The organism is Pseudoalteromonas sp. MB41 (genome assembly GCF_020966275.1).
Classification (GTDB): domain Bacteria; phylum Pseudomonadota; class Gammaproteobacteria; order Enterobacterales; family Alteromonadaceae; genus Pseudoalteromonas; species Pseudoalteromonas lipolytica.
In genome coordinates, this window is record NZ_JAJJZF010000025.1 from 25675 (window position 1) to 41922 (window position 16248).

A 16248-nucleotide genomic window follows, 5' to 3' on the forward strand; every position below is an offset into this window, starting at 1 on the left:
ATCAGTAAAAAGTCTTAGTCAGCTTGCTTTCTTAAGAAAGCGGGGATGTCAAAATAATCGCCACCCTCTGATTTATCAGACTTTTTATTGCTCTCAGCTGTCTTTGACGAGACAGAGCTGCTTGTTGTGCTTTGCTTTACAGGCTCTTGCTTTTCAGATGTAGCTGACATGCTCACATCATCACTGCTGCCTTGACTTGCAAAGCTTGGTACATACATGCTGCTAGTCGTTTGGTTCATTGAGCTTTGTACATCAGAGCCTGATGCTTTCTTAAAGCCATTATCAACGATGCCAAACTGTGGACGACGATCGCCCCCTAAACCTGTTGCAACAACAGTTACACGTAACTCGTCGCTCATTTCTGGGTCAATTACCGCACCAACAACCACGGTTGCGTTTTCAGACGCTAATGCTTTAACGTGGTTACCCACAATTTCAAATTCTTCAATCGCAATATCCATGCCCGCAGTGATATTAACAAGAATACCTTTAGCACCTGTTAAATCAACATCTTCAAGTAATGGACTTGAAATAGCGGCTTCTGCTGCTTCTTGTGCACGGTCTGGGCCAGATGCTGACGCTGTGCCCATCATCGCAGTTCCCATCGCTGACATTACAGTACGTACGTCGGCGAAATCCACGTTGATTAGACCTGAGCGTGTGATTAATTCTGCAATGCCTTGAACAGCACCAAATAACACGTCATTTGCTTTTGCGAAGGCATCTAATAGTGTAGTCCCTTTGCCTAAAACTTTAAGCAATTTATTGTTCGGAATTGTAATAAGAGAGTCTACAATTTCTGACAATTCATTAATGCCTTGTTCAGCCGCTGCAGCACGCTTTTTACCTTCAAAATCAAACGGACGAGTAACCACTGCAACCGTTAAGATCCCTAACTCTTTTGCAATTTTTGCAACCACAGGCGCAGCCCCTGTACCTGTACCGCCACCCATACCGGCTGCGATAAAGACCATATCAGCGCCTTCAAGGCTAGCACGGATAGTTTCAGCGTCTTCTTCTGCTGAATTACGGCCTACTTCAGGGTTTGCACCCGCACCTAAACCAGAGGTGATCTGTGTACCTAGTTGCACGGTTACATCGGCAGATGAATTACGTAATGCTTGTGCATCCGTATTTGCCGCAATAAAACGTACACCTTCAATTTGTTGTTTTACCATGTGTTCAACAGCGTTACCGCCGCCGCCGCCCACACCAATTACTTTAATGACAGCTTCTTCGCTGTGCTGTTCCATCATATCAAACATCTTTACTCTCCGACTTGAGCTTTAAAACTCACCTTGGAACCACTTCGTAATACGGTTCCACCAATTATTATCACCTTCAGCTTTCGATTTTTGTGCATTCATCGATTGCATAGTACGGCCGTATTGTAACAAACCAACCGCGGTCGCGTACGAAGGATCATCCACATAATCTGTCAAACCAACAATCCCGATTGGTTTGCCAATTCTGACTGGCATTTGGAAAATGTCTTCTGCCACTTCCATTGCCCCTGTCATTTTTGCTGTTCCGCCAGTGATGACGAGACCCGCAGCAATTTGGTCTTCTAAACCTGAGCGGCGTATTTCTTCCATAGCCAGCTCAAATAATTCTCTAAAACGCGGCTCAACAACCTCAGATAAGGTATGACGAGACATAATACGCGCAGGTCGCCCACCCACACTTGGCACTTCAATCGTGTCTTCGTTGCTCGCCATTTGGCTGCTTGCACAGGCATATTGTACTTTGAGTGACTCTGCATGTGATATAGGTGTTCTGAATATTTTTGCAATATCACCCGTTACTTGATTACCTGCAACAGGAATAACGGCTGAGTGACGAAGCGCACCATTAATATAAATGGTGATATCCATTGTACCGCCACCAATATCCAGCACCGCTACCCCTAACTCTTTTTCATCATCCGTCAGTACGGAATAACATGACGCTAATGCAGTAAAGATAAGTTGGTCCACTTCAAGACCACATCGCTCTACACATTTTTCAATATTTTTTGCCATGTCGTTTGAGCAAGTAATAATGTGGGCTCGCGCTTCCATTCTCACGCCACTCATACCCAATGGGTTTTTAATGCCTTCTTGCATATCAATGCTGTATTCTTGCGGTAATGCATGCAGCATTTTGCGCTCTGCCGAAATTGGCACTGAACGCGCAATATGAATCACATTTTCAATGTCTTCATCTGTCACCTCGGTGTTGTTAATAGCAACCACACCGCTTTCATTCTGACACTGAATATGCTTACCAGAAATACCTAAGTACACTGAACTAATGCGGCAATCGGCCATCAGTTCTGCTTCGTCAATAGCACGACGAATCGATTCAGAAACAAGGTTAAGGTCGTTTACGCCGCCTTTATCCATACCATGCGATACCTGGCTGCCTACCCCCACAATACTGAGCTTATTATCTGCGGTGATTTCACCAACGGTGGCCACTACTTTTGAGGTGCCAACGTCTAATCCAATCACTAGGTTTCTTTCTGCTGACTTAGTCATGCCTTACTCTTATTTTCTAATTGTTCTTCTTGAAGTGGCTTCCAGCTCACTGCAAGACCGGTATCGTACCGTAAATCAACAACATCAATTTGTGCATCTGCACGTTGTTCCATGCGCGGATAAACGTCAATAAAACGTTGTACACGCTTCGCTTTTTCTTTGCGACCTAAATTCAGGCGTATGCCGTTATCAAGCCATAACTGCCACGAAAAACGCTCAGAGAGCGCTAAACTTGTCAGCTCTAAATCATTCACCCTTAGCATTGCTTGAAACTGACGAAAAGCCGTCCAAGCTTCTATTTCACTGCCTTCAGGGCCATATAGCTGCGGTAGCGTATCAGGTAATTTATCACTACTTGCTTGGAACACTTCCCCTGATTGATTCAAGAGTAAATCACTGTTCCAATGGGCTACCGCTTGGTGCTCAACCACATACACTTGTAAGGTGTCTGGCCACTGTTTTCTTACCGATGCCGTTGCGACCCATGGCAGACTTTGTACCAAGCGTTGCACATGTTTGACATCCAATTCAAAAAAACTCGATAAGTCGGCTTTTTTTATCGCACTAATAATTGCTTTTTCATCAGTGTATTGAGGCTGTCCAAGCACTGATAAATGCTTAATTTGCGCATCTTTGTTTTCAACCAACCAATCAGACACCCCTGTGGTAATCTTTACTAAAGAAAAAATGACCACCAGAAAAAAGCTCACACCAAAAATCAGCGACCAATTAAGTTGCTGTTTTAACTGTTGCGCTTTCTTCAAAAAAGGATGCATATTAAAGTGTTTGCTCCAGAATGCGAACAACTAATTGTTCAAAACTTGCACCATTGGCTTTAGCCGCCATTGGCACCAACGACTTTTCGGTCATGCCTGGGACTGTATTCACTTCTAATAAGTAAAAATTCCCCTGTTCATCACGCATTGCATCAACACGCCCCCAGCCACTCGCGCCAACTAAATCAAAGGCTTTAAGAGCCATATCTTGCAATAATTCTGTTTCTTGCTGAGATAAATCTGCAGGGCAATGGTACTGCGTGGTATTTGATTGATACTTAGCCTGATAGTCGTAAAAACCATTCGGTGTTGTCATTTCAATAACAGGCTGAACATCTTGACCTAAAACAGCGACGGTAAATTCACGCCCCGTAATCCATTGCTCTACGAGTACTTGGCTGTCAAATTTAAAGGCCGCATTTAAAGCGGCATCTAACTGCTCAGCCGTATGCGCTTCAGCCATACCAATGCTTGACCCTTCGTGCGATGGCTTAACCATCACCTTACCAAATTCATTTATGATTGCTTGGCTATCAAACTCATGGCGGCTATCAACAACGGTGTAAGGTGCTGTGCTTAAACCCATTGCTTTAAATAAATGCTTACAACGCACTTTATCCATAGCCAATGCAGAGCCCAATACATCACTGCCGGTATAAGGAAGTCCCATAAATTCAAGCGCACCTTGAATCGTACCATCTTCACCGCCTCGGCCATGAAGTGCGATAAATACTCGTTCAATATTGCGCTCTTTTAATTGCCAAAGAGGCTGTTCTTTAGGATCAAATGCGATGGCATCAACGCCAACACTCTGCAATGCGTTCAATACGGCTTGGCCTGATTTAAGCGAGACTTCTCGTTCAGCTGATGTACCGCCAAAAAGAACTGCTACTTTGCCAAATTTGTCGCTTGTCTGGCTCATACATTTACCTGCTTAAGTTGTTCAATAGACAAGTTGCTTGCTGCTAACTTTTTCACTAATTGGCCTATGTTACCAGCGCCTTGCGTTAAAACTAAATCATTATCTTGCATTACATCAGCAAGCACACCCGCAAGCTCTGCACTGCTTGCTACATGCAATGGCTCTTTGCCGCGTTGGCGTAAACTACGACATAAACTCTTACTGTCGGCACCGACTATGGGCTCTTCACCTGCAGCATAAACATCAAGCAGTAATAACTGATCGACATCGGCAAGTACTTTAACGAAATCTTCGTATAAATCTCGAGTACGGCTATAACGATGCGGTTGGTACACCATGACTAACCGTTTATCTGGCCAGCCTTCACGTACAGCAGCAATGGTTGCGGCCACTTCTGATGGGTGATGCCCATAATCATCGACTAACATCACATTACCGCGTTCATTTTCAAATGTGCCGTAATGTTGAAAACGACGGCCTACACCTTCAAATTTTACCAGCGCTTCTAAAATTGCATTATTTGCAATATTTTGATCTTTTGCCACCGCAATCGCAGCGGTTGCATTTAATGCATTGTGCTTGCCTGGCATATTCAAGCTAACAGCTAAGCTTTCACCGTGTTTATTCACTACATTGAATGAACAGGTATTGGCTGTCTGGCTAAAATCAACCATGCGGTAATCAGCATCGGCCGATTCACCGTAGGTGATCACTGGACGACCAAAACGAGGAATAAGCTCTGCAGCCACCTCAGAATCTATGCAAACAACCGCTAAACCGTAAAATGGCAAGTTATGAATAAAGTCGACATAGGTGTCTTTCATTTTCTCAAAACTGCCACCATAGGTATCCATATGATCTTCTTCGATATTTGTGATCACCGACACCATCGGCTGTAAGTGTAAAAACGACGCATCACTCTCATCGGCTTCGGCAATTAAAAAATCACTTTTACCAACCTTCGCATTACTACCCGCACTGTTTAGCAGGCCGCCAATAATAAAAGTGGGATCAAGCCCTGCTTGTGCATAAATGCTCGCAATTAAACTTGTTGTCGTGGTTTTACCATGTGTTCCTGCCACGGCAATGCCATGACGAAAGCGCATTAATTCTGCAAGCATCTCTGCGCGGCGAACAATCGGAATACGCGCCGCTTTTGCTGCTTTAATTTCTGGATTTTGATCGTTAATCGCACTTGATACCACGACCACGCTGGCATCTTTGACATTATTTTCATCATGCCCGATAAACACTTCTGCGCCGACATGAATCAAGCGTTCTGTCATGGCACTGTGTGCGATATCTGAGCCGGTAATACGGTAGCCTTCAAAAGCAAGTACTTCGGCAATGCCCCCCATCCCTGCGCCACCAATACCAATAAAGTGGATGGTGTCAATTCGACGCATCGCAGGACGAGTGCTGTTTTCTTTCATCGTGCTTTCTTTCACTACTTATCTCTTCTATTTGCTAGCTGCTCACAGCACTTCGCAACATTGGCTGTGGCATCTAAAATGGCAAGCTGTTTCGCTTTACTTGCCATAGTTGAAATTTTTTCTGGTGCGTTTAAGTAAGGTGATAACACATTCACAACCGCATCTTTTGTAAACTCACTTTGCGGCATCAGCAAAGCGGCTTGCGCGGCGACTAAATACCCTGCATTAGCCGTTTGATGGTCATCCACTGCATGTGGAAACGGCACAAATAGAGCCATTCGACCCGCCGCAGCGATTTCACTTACTGTCAATGCACCAGCACGGCAAATTACCAAATCGGCCCATTGATAAGCGCTATCCATATCATCAATAAATTCAGTCACTTTGCTAAAATCAGCTAACCCTAACTGTTGATAGCTCGCGGTGACATTAGGTTCATTATTTTTGCCCGTTTGGTGCCATATATTAAGCGTTGTTTGCGCTGAAAGCTCACTGAATACAGCCGGTAAAGTCTGATTCAATACTTGCGCCCCCAGCGAACCACCAACCACTAGCACATTAATCGGCGTTTGCGTTTGCTTAGCCGTTACCGTCGCAACACTAGCGCGCACTGGGTTACCAACGATTTCACACTGCCCTTTAGCAAAAGCCGAAGGAAAAGCAGCCAAAACCTTATTCGCACACTTTGCTAACCAACGGTTACTCATACCTGCCACTGCATTCTGTTCATGAATAACCAGAGGGATCCCTAAGCTTTTTGCGGCAATTCCTGTTGGGCCTGTCACATAGCCGCCCATGGCGAGTACGACATCAGGCTTTTGCGCTTTTAAAATTTTACGCGCCTGCAAAATGGCATTTATCACCATAAAAGGGGCTTTAATCAAGCGCTTTATACCATTACCGCGCACACCTTTTACGTTAATAAAGTCAATTTCAATATTGTGTTTGGGCACAACATTGGCTTCCATTCTATCGGGTGTTCCAATCCAGCTTACCTGCCAACCTTGCTGCTTTAAAAAATCTGCAACCGCAATGCCAGGGAAAATATGCCCACCGGTGCCACCGGCAACTACAAGTAATTTTTTACTCATCGTTTGCCTCCGCGTGAGGTAGCTTGCTTTGTCGCCATTTTGGTTTCAAAATCAATTCGCAAAAGTACACCTGTTGCGATGGTCATAATTAATAAACTAGAACCACCGTACGAAATAAACGGCAAGGTTAAGCCTTTGGTCGGTAAGATCCCCGCACTTGCGCCGACATTTACCATAGTTTGAAAAGCAAACCAAATACCAATCGCAAAGGCAAAATAACCTTCATACTCTTTACCGCACTTCAACGCTTTTTGACCAATAAGCAAGGCTCTAAAAACAAATATTGCAAGCACCACTAAAATACTTAACACCCCAAAAAACCCTAGCTCTTCACCTATAACAGCGAAGATAAAGTCATTGTGTGCTTCGGGAAGGTACTGTAGCTTTTGCACACTATTACCTAAGCCTTGGCCAAACCAGCCACCTTGACTGTATGCCATTAGCGACTGTACTAATTGGTAACCTTTTCCGAACGGGTCTTCCCAAGGTTCAAGAAAGCCTGTAACACGTGCCATACGGTAAGGTTCAGCAATAATCAGCACGACTACCGCAGCAATCCCCGTTAATATAAGACCAAAGAATTGCCATAGTTTTGCACCCGCTAGAAAGAGCAAGCCCACCGTCGTAACAAACAGAACCACTACGGTGCCTAAGTCAGGCTGCATCAATATCAATAAAGCATACACACCAAACACGGCTAACGGCTTAAAGAAGCCTTTCAGGTTTTCTTGTACTTCTGCGCGCTTACGCACTAAATAGCCAGCAATATAACTAAAAAAATACAGCTTAGCGGCTTCTGCTACCTGAAAACCAATGGGTCCTACTGGTATCCAGCGCTTTGCACCATTGACCTCACGACCAACTATCAATACCAGTACCAGTAAAGCTAAGCCCAGCAAGAGTAAATAAGGGTTACTGCGTTTCCACCAATCCATTGGGACATTGGTGGCTATCCAGAATAAGAAAAAGCCCATAATTAAGAACATGCTATGGCGAATAATGATGTGATAAGGATTATCAAATAAACGCTCAGCGGTGGGCATCGATGCACTGGTCACCATCACAAAGCCAACCCCAATCAACATCAACATGCAATACATCAACGGCACATCATAAAGTTGTGCAGATTGTTTAGGTGTAAGCGCGTCACGAATATCAGCAAATGCAATCATACTGCCTCCGCCAATACGCACTGGGTAAAGTCATCCCCACGCTGCATATAGTTGTTATACATATCTATGCTGGCACAAGCGGGGGCAAGCAATACGATATCGCCCTGATCACTCAGCTGTTTTGCAAGTAGCACTGCTTCATGCATGTTGCTAGTAAGGTGGCCTTTATCTGAAAGCGCCACTAATGCTTTTGCATCTTTACCAAAGCAGACCAAGGCTTTTACTTTGTCGTTCAAATACGGTTTTAGGGCATCTAAATCAGCCCCCTTCGCATCGCCACCGGCAATGACAACTAATTGCTTAGCTTGATCAGCTAGGCTTTCAATTGCGGCGATAGTCGCGCCAACATTCGTTGCTTTTGAGTCATTAAAATACTTTACACCACTAATTTCAGCGACAAACTGACACCGGTGCGCAAGTCCAGTAAAGGCACTAAATGCTTGCTGATAGTGCTCGGCTGTGATTTCAAATGGGCTTAATAACGCCATCACTGCCAATGCATTTTGTTGATTATGCGAGCCCACAACATTTAAGCTGCTTACAGGTAACAGAGGCTTACCTTGTGCTGCAAAATATTGTTCACCCTGTTGATCAACTAACGAGTAATCGGCATTACGAAGTGCAAAGCTTAACTGCGGCTGCTTTGCAGTGTGTGTTGCCGCATCAATTGCATTCACAACACAAAGCGCTGCGCCATTATAGATACGTTGCTTCGAGTCGATATAAGCTTGATAGCTTGGGTAGCGATCTAAATGATCTTCACTGACATTGAGTACACACGCACTGTGTGCTTTTAAGCTCTGGGTGGTATCAAGCTGAAAACTGGATAACTCAAGCACAAAAACATCGTAGTCATGCGCTAATAAATCAAGTACAGCCGTGCCTATATTGCCGCCAAGGCCCACTTTATAACCCGCAGCTTTGAGTACCTCAAATGCCAGCGTCACCACAGTTGATTTTCCGTTTGACCCCGTCACTGCCACAATAGGCTTATCTGTTAAGCGCGCGAAGAGCTCAACATCGCCAATCACTTCTACCCCCGCAGCCATTGCTTTTGCGACTGCTGGCGTTGTTAAACTAAGCCCAGGGCTGATAATAATGATGTCGGTATTGCTAAGCGCTGCATTATCTAAATCACCAAAGTGGGTAACCAGCTCACTCGCATGCTCAGCTAGCCAATCAGCACCTGGCGGCTGCTCTCGGCTATCCACAACCTTTGGCTGAATATTCTGAGACAATAAAAAACGCACAATGCCCAGACCGGTTACACCGAGTCCGAGCACTGTTATGTGTTTATTTTTAATCTCGTTAATTACTGTCATTTACCTGATCTTCAATGTCGCAAGGCCCGCAAGCACGAGCACAATCGAAATAATCCAAAAGCGCACAATCACACGTGGTTCTGGCCATCCCTTTAACTCATAATGGTGATGAATAGGCGCCATTCTAAAAATGCGCTGCCCACGTAACTTATATGAACCGACTTGTAAAATTACCGATAAAGCTTCCATCACAAACACACCGCCCATAATAATGAGCACTAATTCTTGGCGAACTAATACCGCAATAATGCCCAGTGCGCCGCCAAGCGCAAGCGAGCCCACATCGCCCATAAATACTTGTGCTGGGTATGTGTTAAACCATAAGAAACCAAGCCCTGCCCCCACAATCGCGGTGCACACTACAACCAGTTCGCTTGCCAGCGGTAAATGAGGAATATGTAAGTAGCTAGAGAAATTCACGTTACCCGTTAAATAAGCAATAATGGCCAGAGCCGACGCGACTAAAATAGTCGGAACAATTGCTAAACCGTCAAGCCCATCCGTTAGGTTTACCGCGTTAGATGTGCCGACAATAACAAAGTAAGTCATGACGATATAAAACAAGCCAAGTTGTGGCAGTACATCTTTAAAAAACGGCACTACTAACGATGTTTCAGTGCCTTGCTGCGCAGTAAAATAAAGTGCGCTTGCCACAACTAAGGCGATCACTGACTGCCAAAAGTACTTCCACTTAGCGATGAGACCTTTGGGGTCTTTACGAATTACTTTGCGATAGTCATCAATAAAGCCCACTACGCCTAATGATCCCACAACAAATAACGTTGCCCACACATATTTATTTGATAAATCAGCCCACAACAGCGTACTGGTAAAAATCGCACCAAGAATCAAAATTCCGCCCATAGTAGGCGTGCCTTTTTTAGACAGATGAGATTCCGGACCATCATGGCGAACCACTTGACCAATCTGCATTTTTTGTAAACCGCGAATAAGCTTAGGGCCATAATAAAGTGAAATAAGTAAGGCGGTTAAAATACCTAAAATCGCTCGCAGCGTCAGGTATGAAAACACATTAAAGCCGCTGTAATACTGTGTTAAATACTCTGCCAACCACACTAACATGACGTTACCCCATTGTTGCCATCTTGCTGGCTGTTAACTAAATCTGCTACCACAAGTTCCATACGAGAACTTCGCGATCCTTTCACTACAATGGTGGTCTTTTGCTGAGATTCAGCGAGCACACTTTGTAATTGTTGTAATAATTGCTCACGGCTTGAGAAATGACGATTTGGCTTTTCAAAAACATCACTGGCCGACTTACTCAATACGCCAAGGCTGTAAAGTTCATCAATGCCCTTTTGCTGAGCATACTCACCCACTTGTTGGTGATAAAAACGTGCTTCTTCACCAAGTTCGCCCATATCACCCAAGGCGAAAATACGGCGTCCGGGCATATCGCTCAATAAATCAATGGCTGCTTTAACTGACTGCACATTTGCGTTGTAAGTATCATCAATTACCGTTAGCTTATCTGATACTTTCAGTACGTTAACACGTCCCTTTACTTCGCCCATGGATGCAAGCGCAGTTGCAATACTGTCTAAACTCACACCTAATTCAGTGGTTAACGCGGTAGCGATAAGCGCATTAGCAATATTGTGCTTACCAGGCAAAGCAAGCGTTACAGGGACTTTGTGCTCTGTTGTACACAGCATAAATGAAGCGCGCGCTTGTTCATCAAGCACTACATCTTCAGCCCAATAATCTAACTGTTGTGTAGTAGAAAAACGCTTTACTGTTCGGTGAGTCAGTTTATCTAACCAATAATCAGCAAAGTCGCTATCACAATTAACAATGGCAACCCCATCCGGTTTTAAGCCATCGTAAATTTCACCCTTCGCTGTCGCTACACCTTGTAACGAGCCAAAACCTTCTAAGTGCGACGCGGCAACATTACACACAACAGCCACATCTGGTTTTGTCATGGCAACAGTGTAAGCAATCTCACCAATATGATTAGCACCCAATTCAATCACGGCATATTCATGCTGAGGCTCAAGGCGCAACAATGTTAGCGGCACACCAATATCGTTATTAAAGTTGCCTTTAGTCGAGAGCACTTCACCGTGGCCTGACAGAATTGCTGCACACATTTCTTTTACGGTCGTTTTACCAACACTGCCTGTTATTGCGATGGTTTTTGGTGAGACTTCTGCCATCACCGCCGCCCCAATATGACCCAGTGCAATGCGAGTATCTGCGACAACAAATTGCACAATATCAACGTTAACAGGGCGCGCAACAATGGCTGCAATCGCCCCTTTTTCTTTTGCTTGCGCTACAAATTTATGGCCATCAAAATTAGGCCCTTGTAATGCTAAAAATACTTCACCCTCGCACAGTGTGCGTGTGTCGGTATTTATATTTTTCACTTTGTGATTACCACCGTGGTAATCGGTTGCTAGAACTTGTGCTAGCCAATCAAAATCCATCGGGATCATAACTGCGCCCCTTGCGATTTTTCTTTTAGTTGTTGTTGTACATATTGGCGGTCGCAGAAGTCGATACGCTGATCGCCAATAATTTGATAGTCTTCATGGCCTTTGCCTGCAATAAGAATCACATCATCGGCATTTGCTTGCTCTATTGCATAACTAATTGCACGAGCACGGTCTGCTTCGCAGTGCGCGCGCTCTGGGTACTCAAGTCCTGCGACCACGTCAGCAATAATTGCATTTGGGTCTTCACTGCGTGGGTTATCGCTGGTGACGATAATACGATCAGCATTACCTTCAGCCGCTTTTGCCATCATTGGACGCTTGCCTTTATCGCGGTCACCGCCACAGCCAAACACACAGCTCACGCCCCCGGGGACATGCTTTTGTAAAGCCTGCAATGCCAGTGCAAGTGCATCTGGTGTATGTGCATAGTCAACAATACAAGTTGGTTGACCCGGTGCGCTAAACGCTTGCATGCGCCCAGCAACCGGTTGCAATGATTTACATGCGTCTACTAACTGTGAAAGCGGGTAACCCATACCTAATAGCGTGGCCATTGCTGCTGCAAGGTTATAGAGGTTAAATTCACCAAATAATGCAGATTGCACCTCAGCGTGACCCCAGCTTGTTTCGAACGTTGCCGAAATACCGGTGTTGCTATAAACGACATCGCTAAAATAAACATAGCGTGCGCCTTTCGGTGCTAAATTTTTATGGCCATAACAAATTAGGTTATTGAAGTCGTACTTTTCTAACCACTGTTCGACTTGTGCATCGTCTTGATTAAGCACAACAGTTTCTGGATTATGATCACGCAGCAACATCAATTTGGCATCGCCATACGCATCCATTGTGCCATGATAATCTAAGTGATCACGCGACAAATTGGTAAAAACGGCGGCTTTAAACTGACAATGATCAACGCGCTGTTGCACCAGACCATGCGATGAAACTTCCATTGCAACCACATTCATGTGTTGATCACGTAGTTCAGATAAAATACGTTGTAAATCAACACTTGATGGAGTGGTATTGGCTAAGGGTGTTAGCTGTTCAGGGTGACCATAACCCAGCGTACCAATAACCGCTGCAGATTTATGGCATTGCTGCGCTAAATGCGCGATCATTGCCGTCGTTGTTGATTTGCCATTGGTGCCTGTTACGCCCACTAAATCTAACTCAGCAGAGGGCTGTTGGTAGAATGCAGCAGCGAGTGCTGGCAGCTTTTTAGCTAAGTCAGACACTAAGTAAAGTGGTTCGAAATGACTTTCAAACTCACATAAGCGATCAGCAATCACAGCAACCGCACCATTTTCAATGGCTTTCTTTATAAACTGGCCGCCATCAAGCTGATGGCCTTTAATTGCCACAAATACATCACCGGGATGAACATCGCGACTATCTAGACGCAGTTGATTGACTAATAAAGAATTAGCCTCCACGTCAATATGATTAAGAATGGGTTTTAAATCACGCATCGTTATCTTTGCCTTCCACGTACGCAACCGCATCTTTGTCCGGTGCGACGTTTAAAATTCTTAAGGCATTGGAGACAATCTCTGCAAATGCAGGACCTGCCGTCGCTCCGCCATAATAAACATCTCCACCCGGTTCATTTATCATTACCACAACAGCTAAACGAGGATTGCTGGCTGGCGCTATACCTGCAAAATAACCGACATATTCGTCACCATAACCACCCACAGCGGCCTTTTTAGAGGTCCCTGTTTTACCCGCTGCACGGTAGCCATCTACGTGAACTTTTTGTGCCGTACCGCCTTTTTCAAATACACTTTCCATCATGTGAACAACGGCTTCAACATCCTTTTGTTGAAAAACACGCTCGCCTTCAGGAATTGAATCTTGCTTCAGCACAGTCAAAGGACGCATAACGCCACCCGACCCTAACATGGCATAAAAACGCGCCATTTGTGCCGTGCTTACCGCTAAGTTATAACCAAACGATAAAGCGGCAATTTCGTGATCAGACCAACGACGGTGTGGATAAAATAAGCCACTACTTTCACCGACCATTCCGGTGCCGCTGTCACTGCCAAAGCCAACTTTTTCATAAAGGCCCACAAAATAGTCTTTCGGTACGGTTTGGCTGACCTTCGTCACACCCATATTACTTGAGTACTTTAAGATTTCTCTTAAGCTCATTTCGCCGTGATTACGCGTGTCTTGTACTAAGCTCCCGCCAACGCGCATCCAGCCTGGGTAAGTATCAATAATTTCATCCGGTTGGATTGAGCCGTAGTCTAAACCAGCCAAAATGGCTAGTGGCTTAACAGTCGAACCCGGTTCAAACAAATCGGTAATGGCACGGTTACGGCGTTTGTGTGGTGCTGCGTCTGATAAATTATTCGGGTTGAATGAAGGGCTATTAACCATTGCCAGTACTTCACCGGTTTTTACATCTACGACCATAGCCGAGCCCGATGTTGCTTTGTAAGATAATACGGCTGACTTCACCGCTTTATAAGCAATGGCTTGAATACGTTGATCAATACTTAAATGGATATTCTCTGGTTCTACACGCTCACGCTCATCAAGTACTTCAACTTCGCGGCCTTGGGCATCTTTACGAATAGTACGCTGGCCTTCAACACCGGTTAGTTGTTGTTCGTATAGTTTTTCGATTCCTTCGATTCCATGACCGTCGATATTCGTAAAACCAATCACGTGCGCTGTCACTTCGCCAGCAGGATAATAACGTTTTGATTCGTCGAGTAAATGAATACCAGGCAAACGTAAATCACCAATATAATTAGCAACCGCAGGCGTTACCTGACGCTTTAAATATACAAATCGGCGTTTCGGATTATCGCGCAGGCGCGCATTGATTTTAGTTGGCTCAATACGCAGTACATCCGCCAGCTCACGCCAACGAATATCATTGCTGTAATAAGCGGCAATGCGTCTATTTAATTCTGCGGTGTTCTCTGCCAGTGCATTTTGATCTTCACCATTTTTACGCGCTTGGCGAAGCACTTTGCTGACCAACGATTTATGCAAGGCTTTGGGGTCTGCATACACACTAACCACAGGCACACTTACCGCCAGCTCTTTGCCATTGCGATCAAAGATCATACCGCGTTGTACATGTTGCTTTTCAACACGTACTGTGCGTTTATCACTTTCTGAACGCGCTTTGTCTGGTTCAATTACTTGCAAAAATGCGGCACGCGCTACCAGCGTCATAAAGACTAAAAATACAACCGAGCACACCAGCATAAAGCGCCATGTGATCAAGGTATTAGTTGGCTTTTTCCTTCTGCTTATCATTGCAGTATTACCACCTTTTCGTCTTGGCTGGTTGGCCGTTTCATTTCTAATTGCATGGTTGCAACTTCTTCGATACGTGCATGCTGTGAATAAAACTCTTCTTCTACCAACAAGTAGCGCCATTCAAGGTCTAGTTCATCACGCTCTTGCAATAACTTATCTTGTTCTATTAACTGTTGACGAGCTAAGTGAGTTACCTGCACGACACTCAAGCTCGATGCGAGAATCACAACCAACAAGGCCAAGGTCAGCTTATTAGCTCCTAGGCCTTTGAAAATCTCTACAAATAAATTTGGTTGGCGATGTGTCGCTTTTGCTTTCATTACAACCTCTGTGCAACCCTTAGCACCGAGCTGCGCGAACGAGGATTTAATTCAATTTCTTCCTTGCTCGGCTTAATGGCTTTACCCACTGCTTTTAACGTCAGGTTTTTATTTATTTGTGCATCTGTTAAAGGCAGACCTCTGGGTATCGCCTCTCCCTTACTCTGTTTCTTAATAAACTGCTTAACAATACGATCTTCGAGTGAGTGGAACGAAATAACCACCAGCCGTCCACCCGGCTTTAATACTTCAACAGCAGCTTGAAGCGCCGTTTGAATTTCTTCGAGCTCACTGTTGATATAAATTCGAATCGCCTGAAAGGTGCGTGTTGCAGGGTGCTTATGTTTATCTTTTACTGGCACGGCTTGATCAACTAAATCAGCCAATTGTTTGGTACTCGTAATCGGTGTGTGCTCGCGAGTTTCAATAATTTTATGAGCAATACGACGACCAAATTTTTCTTCACCAAAGGTTTTGATCACATGGGTAATGTCTTCAAGTTCCGCTTCGGCTAACCACTGTGCAGCACTGCGACCGCTGGTTGGGTCCATGCGCATATCAAGCGGGCCATCTTTCATGAAACTAAAACCGCGTTCTGCATCGTCTAGTTGAGGTGATGACACACCAATGTCTAATAAAATGCCATCGACTTTACCAATTAAGTCATTGTCTTCCGCCACCGTTTTTAAATTAGAAAAACGGGTATGGGCAATTGAAAAACGGGCATCATCAGCAAATTTTTCGGCAGCTTTAATAGCTTGCGGATCTTGGTCGATTGCTTGTAAGCGACCGTGATCATTTAGACGCGCTAAAATTTGTCCTGAGTGTCCACCGCGACCAAATGTGCCATCCATGTAAATACCTTCGGGCTTTATGTCCAAAGCATTTATGGTTTCTTCCATCAGTACAGAGACATGTTCAAATTGCGCTGTCATTAGCT

Annotated in this window: 14 protein-coding genes; all 14 read right to left on the reverse strand. The window is 44.7% G+C overall.

Annotation, left to right across the window (positions count from 1 at the left end; all coding sequences use genetic code 11):
- Nucleotides 1-14 precede the first annotated feature (14 nt).
- The 14 genes from ftsZ to rsmH are packed head-to-tail and all read right to left on the reverse strand — an operon-like array spanning nt 15 to nt 16243.
- On the reverse strand, nt 15-1265 hold the full coding sequence (ftsZ, locus tag LPA49_RS18270) for a cell division protein FtsZ (protein WP_036971183.1): 1251 nt from the start codon (nt 1263-1265) through the stop codon (nt 15-17).
- Between the two features lie 21 nt (nt 1266-1286).
- Nucleotides 1287-2519: a cell division protein FtsA gene (ftsA, locus tag LPA49_RS18275; protein WP_036971185.1), complete on the reverse strand. Its 1233-nt coding sequence runs from the start codon at nt 2517-2519 to the stop codon at nt 1287-1289.
- On the reverse strand, nt 2516-3295 hold the full coding sequence (locus LPA49_RS18280) for a cell division protein FtsQ/DivIB (RefSeq protein WP_065978161.1): 780 nt from the start codon (nt 3293-3295) through the stop codon (nt 2516-2518). Before LPA49_RS18280 ends, ftsA begins: the two co-directional genes overlap by 4 nt.
- Nucleotide 3296: 1 nt before the next feature.
- Nucleotides 3297-4217: a D-alanine--D-alanine ligase gene (locus LPA49_RS18285; RefSeq protein WP_199524266.1), complete on the reverse strand. Its 921-nt coding sequence runs from the start codon at nt 4215-4217 to the stop codon at nt 3297-3299.
- Entirely contained in the window at nt 4214-5665 is a 1452-nt protein-coding gene (gene murC / locus LPA49_RS18290; protein ID WP_036971191.1) for a UDP-N-acetylmuramate--L-alanine ligase, read from the reverse strand. Before murC ends, LPA49_RS18285 begins: the two co-directional genes overlap by 4 nt.
- Nucleotides 5665-6741: an undecaprenyldiphospho-muramoylpentapeptide beta-N-acetylglucosaminyltransferase gene (murG, locus tag LPA49_RS18295; protein ID WP_036971193.1), complete on the reverse strand. Its 1077-nt coding sequence runs from the start codon at nt 6739-6741 to the stop codon at nt 5665-5667. Before murG ends, murC begins: the two co-directional genes overlap by 1 nt.
- Complete coding sequence (ftsW, locus tag LPA49_RS18300; protein WP_036971195.1) at nt 6738-7913, reverse strand: cell division protein FtsW; 1176 nt, start codon at nt 7911-7913, stop codon at nt 6738-6740. Before ftsW ends, murG begins: the two co-directional genes overlap by 4 nt.
- Nucleotides 7910-9235 carry a UDP-N-acetylmuramoyl-L-alanine--D-glutamate ligase gene (murD, locus tag LPA49_RS18305; protein ID WP_036971197.1) on the reverse strand — a complete coding sequence of 442 codons (1326 nt, stop codon included), beginning with the start codon at nt 9233-9235 and terminating at the stop codon, nt 7910-7912. The genes ftsW and murD overlap by 4 nt, the downstream gene beginning before the upstream one ends.
- Nucleotides 9236-10318 carry a phospho-N-acetylmuramoyl-pentapeptide-transferase gene (mraY, locus tag LPA49_RS18310; protein ID WP_036971198.1) on the reverse strand — a complete coding sequence of 361 codons (1083 nt, stop codon included), beginning with the start codon at nt 10316-10318 and terminating at the stop codon, nt 9236-9238.
- Nucleotides 10312-11700 (reverse strand): UDP-N-acetylmuramoyl-tripeptide--D-alanyl-D-alanine ligase, encoded by a 1389-nt coding sequence (gene murF / locus LPA49_RS18315; RefSeq protein ID WP_065978164.1) that lies wholly within the window; start codon nt 11698-11700, stop codon nt 10312-10314. Before murF ends, mraY begins: the two co-directional genes overlap by 7 nt.
- Entirely contained in the window at nt 11697-13175 is a 1479-nt protein-coding gene (gene murE / locus LPA49_RS18320; RefSeq protein ID WP_230237417.1) for a UDP-N-acetylmuramoyl-L-alanyl-D-glutamate--2,6-diaminopimelate ligase, read from the reverse strand. The genes murF and murE overlap by 4 nt, the downstream gene beginning before the upstream one ends.
- Entirely contained in the window at nt 13168-14985 is a 1818-nt protein-coding gene (locus LPA49_RS18325) for a penicillin-binding transpeptidase domain-containing protein (protein WP_036971205.1), read from the reverse strand. Before LPA49_RS18325 ends, murE begins: the two co-directional genes overlap by 8 nt.
- Nucleotides 14982-15308: a cell division protein FtsL gene (gene ftsL / locus LPA49_RS18330; protein ID WP_065978166.1), complete on the reverse strand. Its 327-nt coding sequence runs from the start codon at nt 15306-15308 to the stop codon at nt 14982-14984. The genes LPA49_RS18325 and ftsL overlap by 4 nt, the downstream gene beginning before the upstream one ends.
- Nucleotides 15308-16243 carry a 16S rRNA (cytosine(1402)-N(4))-methyltransferase RsmH gene (gene rsmH / locus LPA49_RS18335; protein WP_036971210.1) on the reverse strand — a complete coding sequence of 312 codons (936 nt, stop codon included), beginning with the start codon at nt 16241-16243 and terminating at the stop codon, nt 15308-15310. Before rsmH ends, ftsL begins: the two co-directional genes overlap by 1 nt.
- Nucleotides 16244-16248 lie beyond the last annotated feature (5 nt).

What these genes read in the sequence shown, in the direction of transcription:
- ftsZ (WP_036971183.1), bottom strand. Translation starts at nt 1,265, where the DNA reads ATGTTTGATATGATGGAACAGCACAGCGAAGAAGCTGTCATTAAAGTA.
- ftsA (WP_036971185.1), bottom strand. Translation starts at nt 2,519, where the DNA reads ATGACTAAGTCAGCAGAAAGAAACCTAGTGATTGGATTAGACGTTGGC.
- LPA49_RS18280 (WP_065978161.1), bottom strand. Translation starts at nt 3,295, where the DNA reads ATGCATCCTTTTTTGAAGAAAGCGCAACAGTTAAAACAGCAACTTAAT.
- LPA49_RS18285 (WP_199524266.1), bottom strand. Translation starts at nt 4,217, where the DNA reads ATGAGCCAGACAAGCGACAAATTTGGCAAAGTAGCAGTTCTTTTTGGC.
- murG (WP_036971193.1), bottom strand. Translation starts at nt 6,741, where the DNA reads ATGAGTAAAAAATTACTTGTAGTTGCCGGTGGCACCGGTGGGCATATT.
- ftsW (WP_036971195.1), bottom strand. Translation starts at nt 7,913, where the DNA reads ATGATTGCATTTGCTGATATTCGTGACGCGCTTACACCTAAACAATCT.
- murD (WP_036971197.1), bottom strand. Translation starts at nt 9,235, where the DNA reads ATGACAGTAATTAACGAGATTAAAAATAAACACATAACAGTGCTCGGA.
- mraY (WP_036971198.1), bottom strand. Translation starts at nt 10,318, where the DNA reads ATGTTAGTGTGGTTGGCAGAGTATTTAACACAGTATTACAGCGGCTTT.
- murF (WP_065978164.1), bottom strand. Translation starts at nt 11,700, where the DNA reads ATGATCCCGATGGATTTTGATTGGCTAGCACAAGTTCTAGCAACCGAT.
- murE (WP_230237417.1), bottom strand. Translation starts at nt 13,175, where the DNA reads ATGCGTGATTTAAAACCCATTCTTAATCATATTGACGTGGAGGCTAAT.
- LPA49_RS18325 (WP_036971205.1), bottom strand. Translation starts at nt 14,985, where the DNA reads ATGATAAGCAGAAGGAAAAAGCCAACTAATACCTTGATCACATGGCGC.
- ftsL (WP_065978166.1), bottom strand. Translation starts at nt 15,308, where the DNA reads ATGAAAGCAAAAGCGACACATCGCCAACCAAATTTATTTGTAGAGATT.
- rsmH (WP_036971210.1), bottom strand. Translation starts at nt 16,243, where the DNA reads ATGACAGCGCAATTTGAACATGTCTCTGTACTGATGGAAGAAACCATA.